Raw genomic sequence first — 18,060 nt, forward strand, 5'->3', positions numbered from 1 at the left:
GATGAGCCGAGGATGAAGCCCGTGGTGCCGGAGTCGGCACCACGAAGATTGCGGAGGTTGTTACTTAATGCAGTGCAGCAGGAAGTCGATGATTGGGTCGCTTTGTGCCGGTTGCGTCAGCGCTTTGGGCATAAAGCTGGGCGGGTTGAGAATTTCCCGGGTGATCAGCTCATCCAGCAGAGGTTTGAAATCAAACCCGGTTTTTCCGACCAGCAGGGCGCTGAGATCGCCGGCCTGGTAACAATTTAACGCATCCCGAAGTCCCCTGAGGTAGAGGTAGTCCTTGGTGAAGCCGCCGCCCCGATAGGCTCTGGCTGTGATCGTAAACGCCTCATCCTGTCCCAACTGATAGTCGTGCTTGAGTTGGTGGTAGGTGTCATTGAAAGTGTCTCCCCGTACCAGCAGATCGACGGCAATCACCCGCAGCGCCAGGGTTTTCAGGCGATGTAGCGGGAAGCTTCCCGACAGGTGTTCACACAAAATTGCCAGGCCTTCCTGAGTATGGGTGTTGCCCGGCAGCCCCAGTTTCAGGACCTTGAGCGGCTGCCGATCAGCATTGACACTGGTGACCAGGTGCACGCCTAATTCATGATGGATCAGGGCATTGAGATCACCTGGCGAGAAACTGCTGTTCAAATTGACCTTAATGGTCTGGCCGCTGACCATCGCCCGGGCAATCAGTTTGCGCGATCCCACAACTTTACACGGGATCCCGTATTCATCTGCAGCCTGACGAAAAGCGGCCATTGCCTCCTGCGCACTCAGAAGTGAAGGCTCCGGCGCTTTTTGCGCTTGGGCATGCAGGATAAACCGGGCGTTAGCAATATCCAGATCATCTGGCCGGCCATAATAGCGGAGCGAGTTATACAGAAACTCGTCGTGGCCGATACTGGCCAGCAAGTCGATCCGCACCGCGAGCTGATCAATAACCTTGCGGTACATTTTCTGGATATCAGCATCCCGGATCGCCTCGACAGGCAGGCGATACAGAGCTTCCCGGAATTTGTACGGGTCAATATCCAGCTGCCGATACGTAAACTGCGGCTGGTAGTCGTAAGGCCGATGCAAGAACCGCCGTTTCTCCTGCTTGAGGTTCGACGGGTTGATGTAACTGAGGGTATTGATCCCCTTTGCCAGCGCATACAGCTGGCGGTCCAGCTGGAGCACTTCCCGTGGTAGCCGGGACGCCAGCACGTGACTGCCGGTGAGCCGTTTGGATTTGGTCCGCCGGGCAATCGTGGTTGCCGCGTGCTCGGTCAGCACCGTTTTCAACGCTTCTTTCAACTTCTCGATGACCAGCGGGTAGCTCTCGCCGCGGGTCTCGTCCATGTAGATCTTCTTGATCTCGATTGGCATGATTAAGGTTCGGGTAAAGTGCTTGGCAACGAAAGTCGCCTGATAACCCATTCCCAGGAATACATCATTGGCTTTGGCGTCAACCTCGATATTCGGCAGCTCGACCTCGTTGAGCAGGTTTAACAGAGATTTGATCTCCCGCTGCCATTTACGCATATTGATCTGTTTGGTGCCCAGGTTGAATACCGGCGCGATTTTCTCTGTGGTGCTTTCGATCCGCTGGTAGTTATAACTGTGCAGATCATAGATCAGACACAGGCCGAAGCGGCTTTCGAGCATATCAATCAAACAGCTCAGGATCCGGTAGTAGCATGCATGCTTTGCGACCGAGACCGCCTGCTCCGCTTCAGAGAGTGGGCTATGCCAGACTGGGCGCCCCCAGGCCTGATCATAAATACAATGCTCCGGTGATCGGTTCAGGTCATATTCATAGCGGGAGTCTTCCCCCTGCAACACGATCGGCAGCGACGAGATAAAATCACCGGTAAAGGGATCTTCCTCGTAATAACGTTCTGCTTCGCTCAGGCGGCAGCTTGGGATGAGTGTGTCCCGCAACCGCCGACCATGGTGCAGCGCTGTGGCAAGATACGGCTGATATTCGCTGATCCGAATGGTCAGACTGCCGTCGATCAGTTGCGCCTCAAAGGGGATCCCCTGACGGATCCGATCCAGTACTTCGGTTTCAGTAAGTTGCAGCATCAGCGATCACCTGGCGATATTCATTCTTACGGGCAATGCTGACCTCTTTGGCGAGTACGACGCTTTCGGCAAAGTCCATCACATCCCGTTGCAGCTTGGTGCGATTGAGGCGGTTGATCCGGGTGATCCCGCCCGGGCTCAGGACATTGACTTCGACCAGCTTGCCGTTGATGACATCCAGGCCGACAAAATACAGCCCGTCGCGCACCAGTTTCGGTCCGATATGTTTACACAGCCTCAGTTCCTGTTTTGACAGGGTATGTTTGACTTCTTTGCCGCCGGCATGGATGTTTGAGCGTACATCGCCCTGAGCCGGAACCCGGCGCATGGCACCGATGGGTTCGCCGTTGAGCATCATGATCCGAACATCGCCCTCTTCGGCGCCTTCGATATAGTCCTGCAGGATGACGTAGTTTTTATCGTCGCCGATATAGAAATCCAGCAACGACTTGACGCTCGACTTGGCGCTTTTTTCCACCAGGATCACGCCTTTGCCGCCATAGCCATTGAGCGGCTTCATGATCATCCGCTCATTCGGACTTTCTGCCAGAACGCGTTCCAGGTACTCGCGGTTTTTCGACACATGGGTGACCGGGATGAACTCGTTGGTCGGATCCGGCAGGGATGTAGTGTAGAGCTTATTGTTGGCGACACGTAATCCGTCGATATCGTTCATAATGAAGGTATCGTCACGCACCGAGTCGAGGAAGTTCAGCGCCATGGTGTCCAGCGGCGGATTCGCACGCATGAAAATGACATCAAAGCCCGCCAGTGGCAGTTGTGCCTTGCGAAATTCCGCTTTGCGATAAAAGCTTGGAATATTATTGGACACTTCACCGTTTTTCAGAACTTTGCAGAAAGCAATGGCCGTACTGTGGCGCATGGTCAGATTATTCGGTGTCGTGATGGCAACGGTATGTCCGCGGGAGGCGGCTTCATGGATCAGACGCAAGGTTGAATCTGTATCCGGCTCAACTTTTTCCCATGGGTACATCACAAAGCATATTTTCATTTCAGGTGTTACCATTTCAAGTGTCGTTATCGACAGGCACTAGAAAACAAAGCCATCGCACGGCAGTGGATGGCTTAATCGTCAGAAATTGTAAAAATCTGGCGGTCAGGGTGAACTGCCAGCAGGGCGTTTCAGGGCAGCGGAATTAATAATCTAAGTCGTCGCTGCTCACGTCACTTTCATTATCATCGTCGTAGCTATTGGCTGGTTTCCGCTGCGAAGCGCAAAGGGTGTAGCTTTTGACTTTATTGGTCGTCTTATAGACATATTTCAGCCAGCATTTGGCAAAGTTGGAGCTTGCTTCTGTCTCACCACGAACCTCGGCAAGAAACTGTGCCTCCGAATCAGTGGCCGGCACCATAGTACCGTTTGCCAGGCCGGACATGGTTCGGCCGTAATTCTCTAATAAGGTGGCTTCGTTAATGGTAAATACACCGGAGCGGTTAAAGCCGCGTGGGAAATTTTGATCGTCGTAAAATTTGCCTTCACTTCTCATGTCAATGCTTCCTGATGAGATTTTCGGTGATATTCTTTCAGGTGACAGGTGTTGTAAAACAAAATTTTTTCTTGGTAACGATAAAGAATTTCGATTAATAATAAGCGTAGCGGACGTGTACTATTGCGCCTTGATTCATTCACCCGATATATGTTGAGAATGCTGTGGATACAGAACTACTTAGAACTTTTCTTGAGGTGACCAAGACCCGCCATTTTGGCCGGGCTGCGGATAACTTATTTCTGACCCAGTCTGCGGTGAGTTTCCGTATCCGCCAGTTGGAATCCCAACTGGGCAATGAGCTGTTTTCCCGTCAGCGGGGGAATGTGCACCTGACGGCCGCCGGTGAGCGGCTGCAGCCATACGCGGAAGCCATTTTGCAGACCTGGGGGCGGGCGCGGCAGGATGTGGCGCTGTCCGATAGCCTTAATAGCCAAGTCACACTGGGGGCATCTCCGGTGTTCTGGGAGTTTGATGGGATCTCTGACTGGATCAACCGTCTTTATAGCACGGTGCCGGGGCTGGCCTTGCGGCTCGAGTCGGTGTCGCGGCAGAGTATGGCCCGGCGGTTACTCGATCGCAGCATTGATGTGTCGATCACCAGTGAGCCCCCGCGGATCGAAAACCTGCAGGTCAGTAAAGTCAGGGATTTCCAGCTTCAGTTAGTCAGTCAGGACCCGAAGTGTACGATGGCAAACGTGAAAACCTACCCTTTGGTTTACCTGGACTGGAGTACCCGATTTTCTGTGGAGCATGGCCGGGTGCTTGAGCAACCCGAGACACCGATAATGCACACCCATTCGAGTAAGATGGCGCTGGAATATTTGCTAAGCAATCGGGCGGTGGGTTATCTGCCGGCACCGGTTGTTGCTCAGAGTGTCGAGGATGGCGCCTTGTTTGCCGTGCCGGATTCACCGGTGATGGAGCAGTCGCTGTATCTGGTTTGGCGCGAAGACAGTGACAAGTCCGACTTGATTGAAACCATGCTGGCCGTACCGTTTAACCAGGTGAGTGAAAGCGTGTAGATTTGATAAAGATATTTGCATGTGACCAGCAATAAAAATTGTTGTACTTGTTAGGGGGAGATTGCGTACGCTTCGCGCTGAAGGAGGCGACGAATCAGCCCAATGAACAGTTCAATGCTTATGACATTTTTCCTGGTGACAGTTTTTTTCTTTGTCGGGCCAGTAACATTTAGCATTTTTGTCATAATTGAATATTATTATTCTGTACCTATTGGTAATGATATCTGGTTAATCACCAATATCGTTGCAGGTGTTCAACTAATCTGTAGCAGTTTTATACTCTTGAGCTATGTCAGGAAACGTGTATGGCAAAGTTAGATCAAAAGTTTAGTAAAGGATCTAAATTCAAACCTAAATTTGATGATGATGAAGATTTATATGACTTCAATCAGCCATCGAAGAAGAAAAAGCGTCGTATTGCACGCCAGCGTGATGAATATCAGGATTTTCAGGATGACCGAGACTGGGATTACCAGTAAGCCTTAGCATTGAACGAAATCGGCAGGTGCAATCAGCCCGAATGATGTGACCGGAGCCCATGGCTCCGGTTTATTACTTGTATCTTCAGTCGTGGCTTTCTGGAGACTCACTGGGATTGGATCAACCTTTTCCGGTCACTTTACGGTATACTGCGGCCAGATACACATTCGCGAAGAGTTTGAACTATGCTAGAGAACCTGAGCCTGCCGGAAGGCATTGAACAAGAGCCTGAGCTGCCAATCCCATCAATTGAAGAGCAAAAACGGATTGTCGCAGAGCTGAAGCGACTGGAAGAAGCGGGCGAACTGACCCCGGAAATCCTGGAAGCGTATATCACAGGTCAGCATACGCGGGAAGATACCTCGTCCTGAATGGCAGTCTGACTGAGCATAATGATGGAGGATACTAATCGCAGTAAATAACGGGTCATCCCAGCTTGTTAAAATGCTTGATAACTACGTTAGAATTTTTGATTGTAGCGTAACTACTTCTCAAAAAATTCTGCCTTGCTCTCAAATATTTTTCCTGCGCTATTTCTGATCACTTACTTTGATTGGTATGACAAACGGCACCCTCGGGTGCCGTTTTTGATCGGAGTGCGCGTAACTCAGCTCGCTGTCACCTGCCGGGCACGCGCCGGTTTTGGTCTCAGGACCATGTGGGCCAGCACGAGTAGGCTCGGGATGAACCAGCTCAGGTGCTGCGGGTAGAGCGGCAGCCACTGTTGCAGCAAGTGCTCCAGGCCGTCTGGCATCAACGCTAAAACAGACAGGGTATCCAGGCTGCCGAACAGGGCGGCGGTGTAGACCAGATATTTCAGTGATGAGGTTTTCTCTGCCGGGAGGCAGGCGGCCAGGATTAGCGCTACTGCCACTGGGCACAGGGTCAGGATCAGCGGTAGGCTGAATGTAATGAGTTGCTCCAGGCCAACATTGGAGACAATTGCTGCCAGGATGATAACTCCGGTTGCAACATGGTTGAATTTGAGGCGGTAAGTTTGCTGAAAGTACTCCGCGTTGGCATTGGTCAGGCCGATGACTGTGGTCAGGCAGGCCGTCAAGGTGATGATGGCGAGCAGGCTCTGACCGACAGGCCCAAGAATAGCGCCCGCGTAAGATGTAAGGAGCATCCCGCCATTCGTCGCGTTGGCCGCAATGGTGGATGACGTGGCCCCGAGATAACCCATGGCCAGGTAACACCCCGACATCAACACGACGTAAATGCCGGCAATCGTGTAGCTGTAATGACGAATTTGATCAGGTGCCTCGACGCCCTTGGCTTTGATGGCCTGAATGATAACCCAGCCAAATGCGACCGCTGCAATGGCATCTAAAGTCATATAACCTTCCAGTAACCCTCGTGTCAGAGGGCTGGCCTGATATCCGTCTCGTGCGGGGGTCGTTGTCCCTTGGGGCTCAAAGATGGCTGCGATAACCAGGGCACTGAGCATGGCGATAAGAGCCGGGGTCATATACTTGCCAATGATATCCACTAACTTACCGGGCCGGATAGCGAGCAGGAGGCTCACAGCGCAAAAGGTGCTAGAGAAGGGCAGCAGTTGATCGGTCGATGTAAAGGGTTGAATGCCCATCTCGTAGGCAACATTCACCGCCCGGGGCAGGACAAATGCCGGCCCCAGAGTAATAAATACCGTTAGCCAGAATGTTTTATCCAGCCAGGTCGGTAAGGCGCTGGTTAATTTGCTGGCAGAAGACAAGCGCCCGAGGACGATGATGGTCAGCGCAGGCAGACCGACGGCGGAGATTAAAAAACCGGCCATGGCAAATAGCCACAGTTCGCCAGCTTGTTGCGCCATCATCGGGGGGAATATCAGGTTACCTGCACCGAGGAACAGGGCGAAGGTCGTAAAGCCTATTGCTGTGATATCTCTCTTTTTCAATGGAACCACCTTGAGTGTGATGGTCAGCTTGGTTGGATTGAAAAGAGAGGGAACTCTGTTTCCGCCAGCCAGGCTGACGAAAACCAAAACCGTCAGCGTCAGTGAATGACGACGACGACAGAGACCAGTGCGTGCGAATGCCCAGCACTAAGTGGCTGGTTAACAGACAGATTGTTTGCTTTTTCGATTTGCATACATCACGCATTGGTTATTTAACAATTGAAACTAACATAATATGAGTCAGTTGGGCTGTAAAGCCCTATTTTGTCTGGAAGCATGTGATGTCGAGTGACTTAGAGCAGGGAAATGTCGCATTGATTTATAAGTTATTTATAATCAATAGGTTATTTTGACTTATTGATTTCTCCGCCGTGCCAACAGCGTAGTGACGGAGAAACCAAGTGATGACAGATTAAGCAAACAGCAGGGTGTTCAGCTCATTCAGGCTTGCGACCTGGAAATGTGGTTGGATTCCTTCCGGCGCAGGCAAGCCTTCCGGGTTGAGCCAGCAGGTGTCAATCCCGGCGTTGAGCCCACCAAGGATATCGGAGTGCGGGTTGTCGCCTACCATCAGGATCTGCGCTTTATCCGGCTGACCCATCTCAGAGAAAGCATGCTCGAATATTCGGCGATCGGGCTTAGCCACGCCGACTTGTTCCGAAATGATCAGTGCGGAAAAGTGATCCTGTAACCCATTTCTTTCCAGTCGAATTTGTTGCAAATCGGTAAAGCCATTGGTGATGATCCCAAGCTGGCAGTGTGCTTTCAGATTATCCAGCAGCGTTTTGGCCCCCGGTAGCGGTGTACAGATGTCGGCCATCGCATCTAAAAAGGCGCTGTTCATCGCCTGAGTCGTTACGTTGAGGCGCTCGGCCCAGGATTGGAAGCGAATGTGCTGGAGTTCTTTTGCACTAATCACGCCATCCTGATAATCGACCCAGAGCGGCTTGTTCACTTCCTGGTAGGTTTCAAAATCCTGAGGGGAAAAATCAATCCCATAGCGGGAGAACATCAGACGCAGCCCTTCGAAGGCATTAAAGTGAAACAGGGTTTCGTCTGCGTCAAATAAAATCCATTGATACTTCATTATTACTTGTCCATCGGCATGACTGCTTAACAGGGTGTGCGATGTGCATCACCGGGCATTCATTTTAGCGTCTATTAGCTATCAAACGCCAGTTTTGCCTGCGTGACGAGAATTTAACCGCGCTCTTGCCATACCCTTCGGATAAATAAATCCTGTACAGGAAAAAATTTTGTGGTGATTTTGTGCGCTTCACTATACTGAGAAGTACAGGGAGTGATACATAGAGGGGGATTTATTTCTTGCGGTTCTATCTTTCTTTTAATGCCAGGGAGTGAAATGAATGATTGAGGAAATACAGTTTTATGAGCCGGATGATCACCATGGATTTCTTTCAAATTTTGCTTCGAGTCCAATAAATCTCAGTGGGAATGTTTGGCCCACCAGTGAACATTATTATCAGGCCCAGAAATTTACAGATCCCGAGCTCCAATCGAAAATTCGAGAAGCTGCCACGCCGGATGAGGCATTCCGGTTGAGCCGCGTCTATAGCGATCAAGTCAAAGATGACTGGATGGAAGTACGTACTGCCGTGATGCGGTTTATTGTCTTTGAAAAGTTTCGCCAAAACCCCAAACTTGCGCATCTGCTGGTCAGTACGGGTGATAAAGTGCTGAAAGAACATTCACACAAAGATGACTTTTGGGGAGATGGCGGCGACGGAACCGGTCGTAATGAGCTAGGAAAGGTTCTGATGGAAGTTCGGGATTATTTTGCCAATCTGGAGCCTTATAATCTGGTCTATTTTGTTGATAGCGCGAAGCTGCCAACAAAATGGGGCACGTTTCAAATGTATGGTTTCATCGAGCAGGCCACCGGCAAAGAGCATCTGGCGCTTGTTTATGGTGAACTGGGTGAGAGCGAACCACCGCTGATCCGCCTCCACTCTGAATGCCTGACGGGTGATGCCTTATTCAGTGCCCGCTGTGACTGTGGGTTCCAGTTAGCCCGTGCGATGGAAAACATCGTTAACGCTGGCAGCGGCGTCTTGTTTTATTTACGTCAGGAAGGGCGGGGGATCGGGTTGATCAATAAAATCCGGGCCTATCACCTGCAGGACGATGGCGCAGATACGGTTGAAGCTAATGAGCGGCTGGGCTTTGCTGCAGATATGCGTGACTACTCTTTCTGTCGGGGCATGCTGAGTTTTCTGAATATTGGTTCGGTGCGTTTGATGACCAATAATCCGCGTAAAGTGAAAGCGTTGGAAAATGCCGGGATTCAGATTGCTGCAAGGGTACCGTTGCAGGAAGGAAATAATCCGCATAATGAAAATTATCTGAAGACAAAAGCGGCGAAGTTAGGTCATATGTTCGATTCAGCGTTTATTAAATGACAGTTTATCGAAATGAATTTCCGCGCCCATCAAGCCTTGCTGGTGGGCGCAACTATAGCGCGTCGGATAATTATAAATATTGATGGATAATGTCATCCATTCTGCCACTTGATTTCAGCTCTTTCAGGCGCTGGTTAATAAATTTCTGCACCTTTGGACTCATTTTTGGGTCGAATGCGAGGTATATTGGATAGTCTGGGATGACAGATCGGAAAGGTTGAATCTGATAATTGGTTAGTGTTTCATTTAATTTTGCTAGGTTATACTTCACTCGTGATTCCATCTCGACAAAAGCTGCATATTCAGGGAACTTATTAATAATGCGAAATGCAGCCTGGTAATCCTTGACTCTTAATTCTTCTATCTCACCTTGTTCAAAGTAAGGTAGGAGTTGTGGGTAATCAAAGCCATGGAGCAGTACAATGATTCTTTGTTGCATGTCTGCAATGGACTCGAACCGAATCGTGCTGTTGTGATTGCTGACGAGTACATGCTTGACGGTATAGATTGGGATCTCAGATAAGTTCTCAGACTGGACTTTCCCCCACTCAGGGCTTCCGTAGGTGATCCAGTTCGGCTCGCCACCTGCTTCCAGCAGAGAAATCATTCGGTTGAATGGATAAGTATGATAGTTAATGTTGTAGGGGCTGTCTTCGAAAACGGCTTTGACGATATCCGTCACAATACCGCTGTGGTTATTTTTTCCCTCTTCTATTTGAAAGGGCGTTGCCTGCTTGGCAATAACATAATAGTTAATAGACCCGGCTTGAAGGCTAAAGCTGACTGAGGCGAAAGCAAGCGCTGAAAAAACAGAATAGATTTTTTTCATAATGTGTCCTTACATTAACTATCTGATTGAAGAAGCTACTATTATGTTAGTAGAAGAAAGAGAGGATGCGAGTTTAAGGATGAATAATGCGAGCTGGGAGCAGACACCAAAACGGAAGTTGGGCATCGCCAAGCAGTTGCTGATATCAGTTTTGTTGATCAGTACTCTGTTTACTTTGCTATCCACCTGTCTGAATCTGTATTTGGATTATAAGCAGGAGCTGGCACGAATTGATGAGCGCTTCGTTCAAATCGAAGAGAGTTATTTGTCCAGCTTGATCTCAAGCTTATGGGTAGAAGATCGTGAGCAGTTGGCGACGCAGGCTGAAGGCATCATGAATTTACCAGGGATTCATTACCTGGAAATCAAAGATAAAAATGGCGTCATTATTCGTCTGGGCTCAATTTTACCTAAATATGTCCATGAAACATCCTGGGATATGGTGCATTATTTGGGCGAGCAACCTTTGCAACTCGCGACCTTAACCGTACAGTCTGACTTGTATCAGGTCTACCAGGGCTTGGTGGATAAATTTGTTTTCCTGTTGATGAGCCAAGCGGTCGAAACGTTTGTGATCGCCGTGGTAATTATCCTGATCATGTATCATCTGGTGGTGCATCCTCTGACGATTATGTCGCGCACTGTCCGGGATTTCGGCGACGACAAAGTACCGCGCCCCATTTCCTTGCCGAAACGGCTGTTTCAGGATGAAATTTCGATCCTCTCCCATAGCTATAATCAATCGATCGACCAGATCCGCCAGCATTACAGCCAGTTGGAAGATGCTCGGGCCTCCGCTGAAGAGGCAAACCGGAAGAAAAGTGAATTTCTGGCCAATATGAGCCATGAAATTCGAACACCCATGAACGGCATCATTGGCCTTTCTGGATTGATGAAAGAGATGGAGATGCCCGAGGAGCAGAAAGAGTTCGTCAATATGCTCAATACGTCTTCGTTGTCGTTGCTGGATCTCATCAACGATATTCTGGATTTCTCAAAGATTGAGGCCGGGCGACTGGAGCTGGAGCATAGCCTGCTGAATCTATATGAATTGAACAAGGAAGTGGAGTCGGTGTTTCTGCTACGGGCAGCAGAGAAGCAACTATCCTTCCAGTGCACGATCGATCGTCGGATCACTCCCATGCTCTTGGGGGATGCCACCAAGCTGCGTCAGGTCCTGAATAATCTGATTAGTAATGCGATTAAGTTTACCGAAAAGGGCTATGTTCAGTTGAAAGTTGAACGGATTGAGGAAGATCCCCATACCGTTAAGGTCCGTTTTGCCGTTGCAGACAGCGGCATTGGTATCCCGCAAGAAATGCACAGCGCAATATTCGAGAAGTTTCAGCAGGCTGATGGGACGACGACCCGTAAATATGGCGGAACTGGCTTGGGGCTGGCGATCTGCCGGGAAATTATTCGCCTGATGGGCGGCGAGTTGTTGCTTGAGAGCGCGCCGGGGAAAGGCAGCATCTTTTCGTTCGTGGTTGCATTGCAAAAAAATGAGCTAACTATGCCACCGGAAGGGGATAAAAAGGCGTTGTCTGAATTATCTGTATTGCTGGTAGATGATAGTATGCTTAATATGCGGATCACATCAGCTCAGTTGAAGAACTTTGGTGCAAAATCAACCTGTTGCGAGAATGCTTCGCAGGCTGCTGAAGTGGCTTTAACTGCGATCCGAAATCATGAGCCGTTTGATTTGATCTTTATCGATAAAGTGATGCCGGGCATGAATGGTTTCGAGCTGGCCGAGCAACTGAGAGTGCAATTTGGTGAGCGGTGTCCAAAACTCATGATGATTTCCGCAGGTCCGGAAGAAGGAGACGAACTTAAGGCCAGGCAGGCAGGGTTTTGCTCCTATCTGGCTCGGCCTTACAAAGAAAGCAACTTGAAATGGGCCGTTCAGCATGTCGTCCAAAGTGAGCATATTCATGTGGAAGCGAGAGGTACAGCACGGCCTGCTCTGACAAGCTCGGCGCAATTTATTGAACCTAAACAAACCATGCCGGAGGCACTACTCTCTTCGCAGACTCATACGACAACTTATACGGGTAGTCGCCGGGAGCGTCATGATGGCTTGCGTGCTGAAACTTTGACTGTCGAGCGAAAGGCATCTGATATTTCACGCCAGCATATGACTGTACTGGTCGTTGAAGATACTATGGTTAACCAGAAAGTAGCGCAAAAGATGCTGGAGAAATTGGGTGTATCAGTGGCGCTGGCTGATAATGGGCGACATGCCATTGAACAGTTTCAACAACGTCAGTTTGACTTGATCTTTATGGATTGCCAGATGCCGGTGCTCGACGGCTTCGCGGCCACTGAAGAAATCCGGGCTCTTGAAAAGCCAGGGGAGCATGTGCCGATTATTGCCCTCACCGCAAATGTGGTGAAGGAAGAGCGGGATAAATGCTTGGCAGCCGGAATGGATGATTTCGTTTCTAAACCGGTGAGCCAGCAAAAGCTGGCCCAGGTGCTGGATCAATATCTGACCACAACTCGCGGATAACTAGGTCGGCAACCGGGGCGCCCGGCCTAGGAGAGGTTATTACTCTGCCCTTGATTGTAAAGGTTGATCACAACCGTCAGGGTATCGTGCCGGGTATCTTCGGAGATGTCCTGGATGACATAAAAATCGGACTGTTTATTTTCGAGTGTTGCTTGGATCAGTCGGAGGACGCTGTCTTCTATATTGCCATGGACTTCAATGGTTTCGATGTATTGAAACGGCCCATATTGGACTTCAGAAGGCGCGAGTAGCTCCGGACTTGCGTGAGAGTGGGCGGCAATACAAAGGAAGATGAGGGAAAACAAGGCGCGTTTTATCATGACTGTTCTCAAATCGGGCTAGCGAATCATAGAGGAACTAATTTGCCTGATTAGAACTTTTTTAATGTCAATATCACGTTAAACCTTAAAAAAATCCGGTTTAACATTGAACTTTTCGGGGGCCGACTGCCCCCATTGTTGCTTAGGCGACCTCTTCACTGATTTTTTCTGCCCCGCGGAGCATAGCGTGGATCAGCTCATTGGCTTCAAATTTAGTCAGCGCTTCATGGGCACCGACCTGGTGTGCTTGCGAGACACTGATCTCGCTGGACAGAGAGGTATGAAGAATAATGTAGGCGTGATTCAGGTCGTGACTGTTCTGGACTTCAAAAGCCAGCTCGTAACCATCTAATCCCGGCATTTCAATATCACTGACCAGAATATCAAACGGATTGCCACTACTGGCGGCATGGCGCAGCATATTGAGTGCATCTTGACCATTAGACGCAATAAAGTAAGGGATGCTGATGCTGTCGAGAGCCTGTGACAACTGGCGGCGAGCAACGGCAGAGTCATCGACCAGTAAAATTTTCAATGGCCGCAACACTTCACGCTGAACATCTGTCAGTACAGGGTGCAAATTGTCCGGCTTATCCGGGAAGACTTTCGACAGTAAGAGCTCGACATCCAGCAGTTGAACGAGTTTGTTTTCAACTCTCATCACCCCAGTGACAAACACGTTGCTGCCAAGTGAGCTTGGCGGCGCTTCAATTTCGTGCCAGTTACAGGCAGTAATTTTATCAATCCCACGAACCAGAAAGCCGACCAGCATCCGTCTGCAGTCGGTGACAATGATATAGCAATTTTTTAGCTCTTCTTTGCTCAGCGGAGGATAGCCAACGGCCTTGGCCATATCAATCACCGGAAGAGTATCGCCGCGTAATGTTGCTGCGCCCAAAACCGTCGGGTGAGCTTGGGGAATGGCTGTGAGTCGGGAATAAGGGACAATTTCTTTGACTTTCAGGGTTCCAATGGCAAAAGACTGGCGCTGTGTCAGTTGAAACAGCAGCATTCCCTGAGATTGATTTGTCGCATTTTTGATCATAATGCAATCCCTGTTTGCGCGAGAGCAATGACGTTGGACACACCCAGTATAGTAACGTTTTCCGACAGAAATAGGAATGGATGTTATTGATACAAAAGTGAATGAGTTCCGAACAAATGCCCGCAGTTTTCATTACCGATGCGTTTGCAATCGAGCTCGGAACGCATGAAATTTCTTATTTCTCAGGAGAAAAATTCCTCCTGGGCATTTGCCAGGATCAACTTCAGGAATCCAAATTGTTGGAAGATAAATTCAGGATAGACTGAAATTCTTGCACAATTATCACCCATTTTCTTGAGCTGATGTTAAAAAAACTCAATCGTTTTCGCAAAGCAAAATAACTACGCTATGAATGAATACATCCCCGGACAAAAAGGCTATCGGTGTGTGCTTGCGATGTTTGTGGTAGCAGCGGCGGATGTCACCCGGACCGAGTGAATCGGCATAAACCGGATATAAGTGAATAACAATAGCGTGGAGTGAAACATGAACAAGGGATTCAACCGAAGTAAAGTTGCGGGCGTTGTTGCTGCAATGCTGATGGCTGGTGTCGCCGGCATGGCGCATGCAGCACCGACACACGATAAGCAAGTGATCGGGTATCTGACGCAGTGGGAAGCATGGAAAGGTCCGAATGAAGGGTTTAGTGTGAAAGGGGAAGCCACGCACTTAAACATTGATATGGACATTTACTCGATCCTCAACTTTTCGTTCTTCGGTGTGGCCAAGGATGGCTCGTTACACAGTGGTGACTTACGCAATAAAAATATCTACCAGCCTGATGTTCAGCAGGAGCCTGGGCCCTTGTTGCACCCGGACGTATACTCCAGCTGGGATTTCCACATTCTTTGGGGGGAGCTGGAGTATATTCACCAATACCCGGTTGACGAACCCTGGAATGCAGAACAGTTGAAAAAGGTACGGGATCAGGGGTTTGTTCCACATGCTGGAGGATGGTTACATGAACCCACCGGGATCACCGGCCAGTTTCCGATTCCGCTCAAGAAAGCTGGCGGTGCTCCGGGTCTGATTGACCTGGCGCATCAAAAAGGGGTCAAAGTGATGGCTTCGCTTGGGGGGTGGAGTATGTCCAAACACTTCCCCGAAATGGCCGCTGATCCGGTGAAGAAAGCCCGTTTCTTGGCCGATATCGACAAGCTGATGGCACTTGGGTTTGACGGTATCGACATTGACTGGGAGTTTCCGGGCAGCGGAGGGATGAACTTCCCGGGGAATCCAACTGACTTCGCAGATTTTGAACAACTGATGGAAGATATCCGTGAGCGGATCGGACCCAACAAACTGCTTACTGCCGCCTTTTCGGCTGCGCCGTCAAAACTTGAAGGCTATAACTGGCAGCGACTGGTTGCCTCGATGGATTACTTCAACATGATGACCTATGACCTCAATGGGGGTTGGTCAAATGTCGCAGGTCATAACTCGCCATTGTATGGCTATCCTGAGGAAGAGTTCGCCGAGTTCAACCTCGATTACTTGCGCAACTGGATGGCTGCGAAGGGTGTGCCGGCCAACAAGATTAACTTCGGCGCGGCCTTTTATGGCCGGGGTGTCCAAACCACAGAGGCAACGGCCTATGTGGGGGCACCGACAGACAAGCGGACCGTGAATTTCAGTGTTGATGGCCCAACCTTATCTGCAGTCGACCTGGACAACTGGAAGCTCTTTGAAGGCCAGCCGAACTATAACTACATCATGAAGCAGCCGGGGTGGGAGCATAAATGGGATGCCAATGCCCAGGTGCCTTATGCCGTCAAAGGAAAATATTTCCTCAGTTATGATGATGTTCAGGCCATCGAGAAAAAAGCACAGTACATCGTGGATAATCAACTTGGCGGGGTGATTGTCTGGCAGGCCCACGGGGATATTGAATGTAAAGGCAGCTTCATCAGCCATGGACCGAAACTAAAAGAATGTACCCAGCTAAGCTCGCCGTTGGCTGAGGCCATTGATCGGGTCTTTAGTGCCGGAACAGTGCCTAATGCCGCGCCGGTCCTGACAGTGCCAGCTGCACAAAACGCCAACGCCAGCCAGGTAATCAGCTTCGTTGTCTCCGCAACGGATGCCGATGCCGATCCGCTGACCTTCAGCGTCGCCAATGCGACGGTTGTGGATCACGGGGACGGGACGGCAACTGTGACCTATCAGGCGCCGAATACTGCGTCGGATGTGCAGGATGTGGTAACCGTCACGGTGAGCGACGGGCGTAAGCAAGTGGCTAAAGATATTGTGGTCAATGTGAAAGGCTCCGGTGATGTCGGCAATACGGTGCCTGAACTTACAGCACCAGCTACAGCGATGGTCGCTGGTGGGCAGCAGGTCGTGATTTCTGTGTCGGCTGATGATGCGGATGGCGATGCACTCACTTACACGGCTTCCAGCGGGACGGTGACTGCCACGACAGCGGGGGCCGATATTACCTTTACTGCGCCTGTTGTGACTGCTGATACTAACGTTGATTTGGTCGTGACGGTCTCCGATGGCCAAGCGACAGCCAGCGCAACCGTCGTGGTCACCGTGACAGCAGATACGGTGCCGGTCTGGGATACAAACCAGGTGTATGTTGGTGGCGATGTTGTTGTTTATAACGGCGTGAAATATAAAGCGAAGTGGTGGACCCGAGGTGAGCAGCCCGATTCCAGTGATGTTTGGCAACAAATCTGACAGCCGTTAAATAGCAACTCGTTTTGAGTTGATGATCACAGCCCTGCATCCCGCAGGGCTGTTTGCATCGGCGGCACCGGTAGGACAAATACCCGCAGCGGCACTATAGTTAAGTTGACAAGGATGGTCGGTTCGGCTCTACACGGATGGTCATGAGTCAGGGATGCTTGGCTATTGATGAAGGTGGGCGGTTATGGAGCTACGGAACAAGTCTGGAGAGATTGCCAAACTTGCTGATAATCTGACTTTGAAAGAAATTGTCGATATGGGGTTCACCTTAGATATTTGCGATGAAAGCTACGACCCCGATGAACATTGGCAGGCGACGGGTCGAGAACGTCGGCGTAAACAAGGTGAATATCCGTCTGATAAGTAGGAAGGACTGGAGTTGAGCAAAAGCTGGCAATCGCCGGCTTTTGTTGTTCTGATCCTCTATTGTTGACCCATCTTGTTGAGTAGCGGCCGTCCTGGGTGATGATTTTTCATCCACTTAGCTGCCTTGAATGTGATATCGGTCATGTCCATTGAATCAATGCTTTATTTTTCGCGGTGATCTGACATGATGAATCTACGCATCAGGCTGCTGTCCAGCATTGCCGACGATGCGGGCATCGTATAATGGCTATTACCTCAGCCTTCCAAGCTGATGATGCGGGTTCGATTCCCGCTGCCCGCTCCAAGATTTTTCAAGAAAAGCCCGCACCTAGGTGTGGGCTTTTCTGTATCCGCTAAAAATACGGTAAAGTTTGAAAAAACAATCAGTGATAATGAATTTCATTTAATATTTGAAAGTAGAACTTAGCTATAAAATGATTAATGTCGGTTTGTTTGGCGAGCTTGAATACCCAGGTTGGGCTGATGAATGTTGCAGTGACTATAGGGTTGGTTTGGGTAATCATGTTGTAGGATCACATTCTCGTGCTTTCGTCAATCGGTACATTTTTTTAGCGTCACATTGACTGCCCTTCTCTTGATTCGCCCCACGTAGCTTCGATCAATATCTGTCATTAATGCTAATTTTCTTGTGAGATTTTTCGGGGGATTATCGTTGGAGAGCATGTTTATACGACTATGCTTGTTGAGAAACTTGTAGAGAACCGATGGCAATTTAGAGTTGTTTGATGTTGGTATTCTGTGGCTCCTCAGGTGTAAGCGTAAAGCCTTAGTGATGTAAATAAATCTCATTCAAAAATCCGTTTTACCGTGAAAATGCTCCGTTAACTGGCATTATTCAGTAATTTGTTGACGTACTATTCCTTGTCTTCACTGACTTAGGAAGTGTGT

Annotated in this window: 15 protein-coding genes, 1 tRNA gene and 1 pseudogene; 8 read left to right on the top strand and 9 right to left on the bottom strand. The window is 49.6% G+C overall.

All coding sequences use genetic code 11. From position 1 onward, the window contains the following. Positions 1–60: 60 nt before the first annotated feature. From NNL38_RS22525 to NNL38_RS22535, 3 genes are all read right to left on the bottom strand, one after another. Positions 61–2,055, bottom strand: a complete 1,995-nt coding sequence (locus NNL38_RS22525) for a flavohemoglobin expression-modulating QEGLA motif protein (RefSeq protein WP_255391101.1) — start codon at positions 2,053–2,055, stop codon at positions 61–63. Further along, a complete protein-coding gene (gshB, locus tag NNL38_RS22530) occupies positions 2,039–3,067 on the bottom strand; it encodes a glutathione synthase (protein WP_255391102.1) in 1,029 nt (342 codons plus the stop codon). The genes NNL38_RS22525 and gshB overlap by 17 nt, the downstream gene beginning before the upstream one ends. A gap of 145 nt (positions 3,068–3,212) precedes the next feature. Then, entirely contained in the window at positions 3,213–3,563 is a 351-nt protein-coding gene (locus NNL38_RS22535; RefSeq protein ID WP_255391104.1) for a MaoP family protein, read from the bottom strand. Positions 3,564–3,727: 164 nt separating this feature from the next. Here NNL38_RS22535 and hdfR point away from each other — a divergent pair, with 164 nt between their 5' ends. The 3 genes from hdfR (at position 3,728) to NNL38_RS22550 (ending at position 5,439) form a co-directional block, all read left to right on the top strand. After that, a complete protein-coding gene (gene hdfR, locus NNL38_RS22540; RefSeq protein ID WP_255391105.1) occupies positions 3,728–4,588 on the top strand; it encodes an HTH-type transcriptional regulator HdfR in 861 nt (286 codons plus the stop codon). Between the two features lie 305 nt (positions 4,589–4,893). Next, a complete protein-coding gene (locus tag NNL38_RS22545) occupies positions 4,894–5,067 on the top strand; it encodes a 60S ribosomal protein L13 (RefSeq protein ID WP_255391107.1) in 174 nt (57 codons plus the stop codon). 186 nt (positions 5,068–5,253) lie between these two features. After that, a complete protein-coding gene (locus NNL38_RS22550; protein ID WP_255391108.1) occupies positions 5,254–5,439 on the top strand; it encodes an ATPase in 186 nt (61 codons plus the stop codon). 236 nt (positions 5,440–5,675) lie between these two features. Here the strand turns inward: NNL38_RS22550 and brnQ are convergent, their stop codons facing one another. Continuing rightward, positions 5,676–6,968 (bottom strand): branched-chain amino acid transport system II carrier protein, encoded by a 1,293-nt coding sequence (gene brnQ / locus NNL38_RS22555; protein ID WP_255391109.1) that lies wholly within the window; start codon positions 6,966–6,968, stop codon positions 5,676–5,678. A gap of 412 nt (positions 6,969–7,380) precedes the next feature. Then, positions 7,381–8,055, bottom strand: coding sequence for a pyrimidine 5'-nucleotidase (gene yjjG, locus NNL38_RS22560; RefSeq protein WP_255391110.1), 675 nt, complete (start codon positions 8,053–8,055; stop codon positions 7,381–7,383). Between the two features lie 280 nt (positions 8,056–8,335). Between yjjG and ribA the strand changes: the two genes are divergently transcribed. Continuing rightward, positions 8,336–9,388: a GTP cyclohydrolase II gene (gene ribA, locus NNL38_RS22565; protein ID WP_255391111.1), complete on the top strand. Its 1,053-nt coding sequence runs from the start codon at positions 8,336–8,338 to the stop codon at positions 9,386–9,388. Positions 9,389–9,458: 70 nt separating this feature from the next. Here ribA and NNL38_RS22570 read toward each other — a convergent pair whose 3' ends face one another. Next, positions 9,459–10,217: a substrate-binding periplasmic protein gene (locus NNL38_RS22570; RefSeq protein WP_255391113.1), complete on the bottom strand. Its 759-nt coding sequence runs from the start codon at positions 10,215–10,217 to the stop codon at positions 9,459–9,461. Positions 10,218–10,260: 43 nt separating this feature from the next. Between NNL38_RS22570 and NNL38_RS22575 the strand changes: the two genes are divergently transcribed. Beyond that, complete coding sequence (locus NNL38_RS22575; protein ID WP_255391114.1) at positions 10,261–12,729, top strand: response regulator; 2,469 nt, start codon at positions 10,261–10,263, stop codon at positions 12,727–12,729. Between the two features lie 26 nt (positions 12,730–12,755). Here NNL38_RS22575 and NNL38_RS22580 read toward each other — a convergent pair whose 3' ends face one another. Together NNL38_RS22580 and NNL38_RS22585 are read right to left on the bottom strand one after the other, a co-directional pair. Further along, complete coding sequence (locus NNL38_RS22580; RefSeq protein ID WP_255391115.1) at positions 12,756–13,049, bottom strand: hypothetical protein; 294 nt, start codon at positions 13,047–13,049, stop codon at positions 12,756–12,758. 142 nt (positions 13,050–13,191) lie between these two features. Then, the gene (locus NNL38_RS22585; RefSeq protein ID WP_255391116.1) at positions 13,192–14,094 is read right to left on the bottom strand and encodes a chemotaxis protein; all 903 of its coding nucleotides are present in this window, start codon (positions 14,092–14,094) and stop codon (positions 13,192–13,194) included. 486 nt (positions 14,095–14,580) lie between these two features. On the opposite strand from NNL38_RS22585, the gene NNL38_RS22590 reads away from it, so the two are divergent. The 3 genes from NNL38_RS22590 (at position 14,581) to NNL38_RS22600 (ending at position 17,455) form a co-directional block, all read left to right on the top strand. Continuing rightward, entirely contained in the window at positions 14,581–16,776 is a 2,196-nt protein-coding gene (locus NNL38_RS22590; protein WP_255391118.1) for a glycosyl hydrolase family 18 protein, read from the top strand. A 193-nt stretch (positions 16,777–16,969) separates the two neighbouring features. Further along, positions 16,970–17,152 (top strand): hypothetical protein, encoded by a 183-nt coding sequence (locus tag NNL38_RS22595; protein ID WP_255391119.1) that lies wholly within the window; start codon positions 16,970–16,972, stop codon positions 17,150–17,152. A 228-nt stretch (positions 17,153–17,380) separates the two neighbouring features. After that, positions 17,381–17,455, top strand: a tRNA-Gly gene (locus tag NNL38_RS22600). Positions 17,456–17,671: 216 nt separating this feature from the next. Here NNL38_RS22600 and NNL38_RS22605 read toward each other — a convergent pair. Further along, positions 17,672–17,835: pseudogene (locus NNL38_RS22605) on the bottom strand (helix-turn-helix domain-containing protein). Positions 17,836–18,060 lie beyond the last annotated feature (225 nt).

It is taken from the genome of Photobacterium atrarenae (assembly GCF_024380015.1).
Lineage (GTDB): Bacteria > Pseudomonadota > Gammaproteobacteria > Enterobacterales > Vibrionaceae > Photobacterium > Photobacterium atrarenae.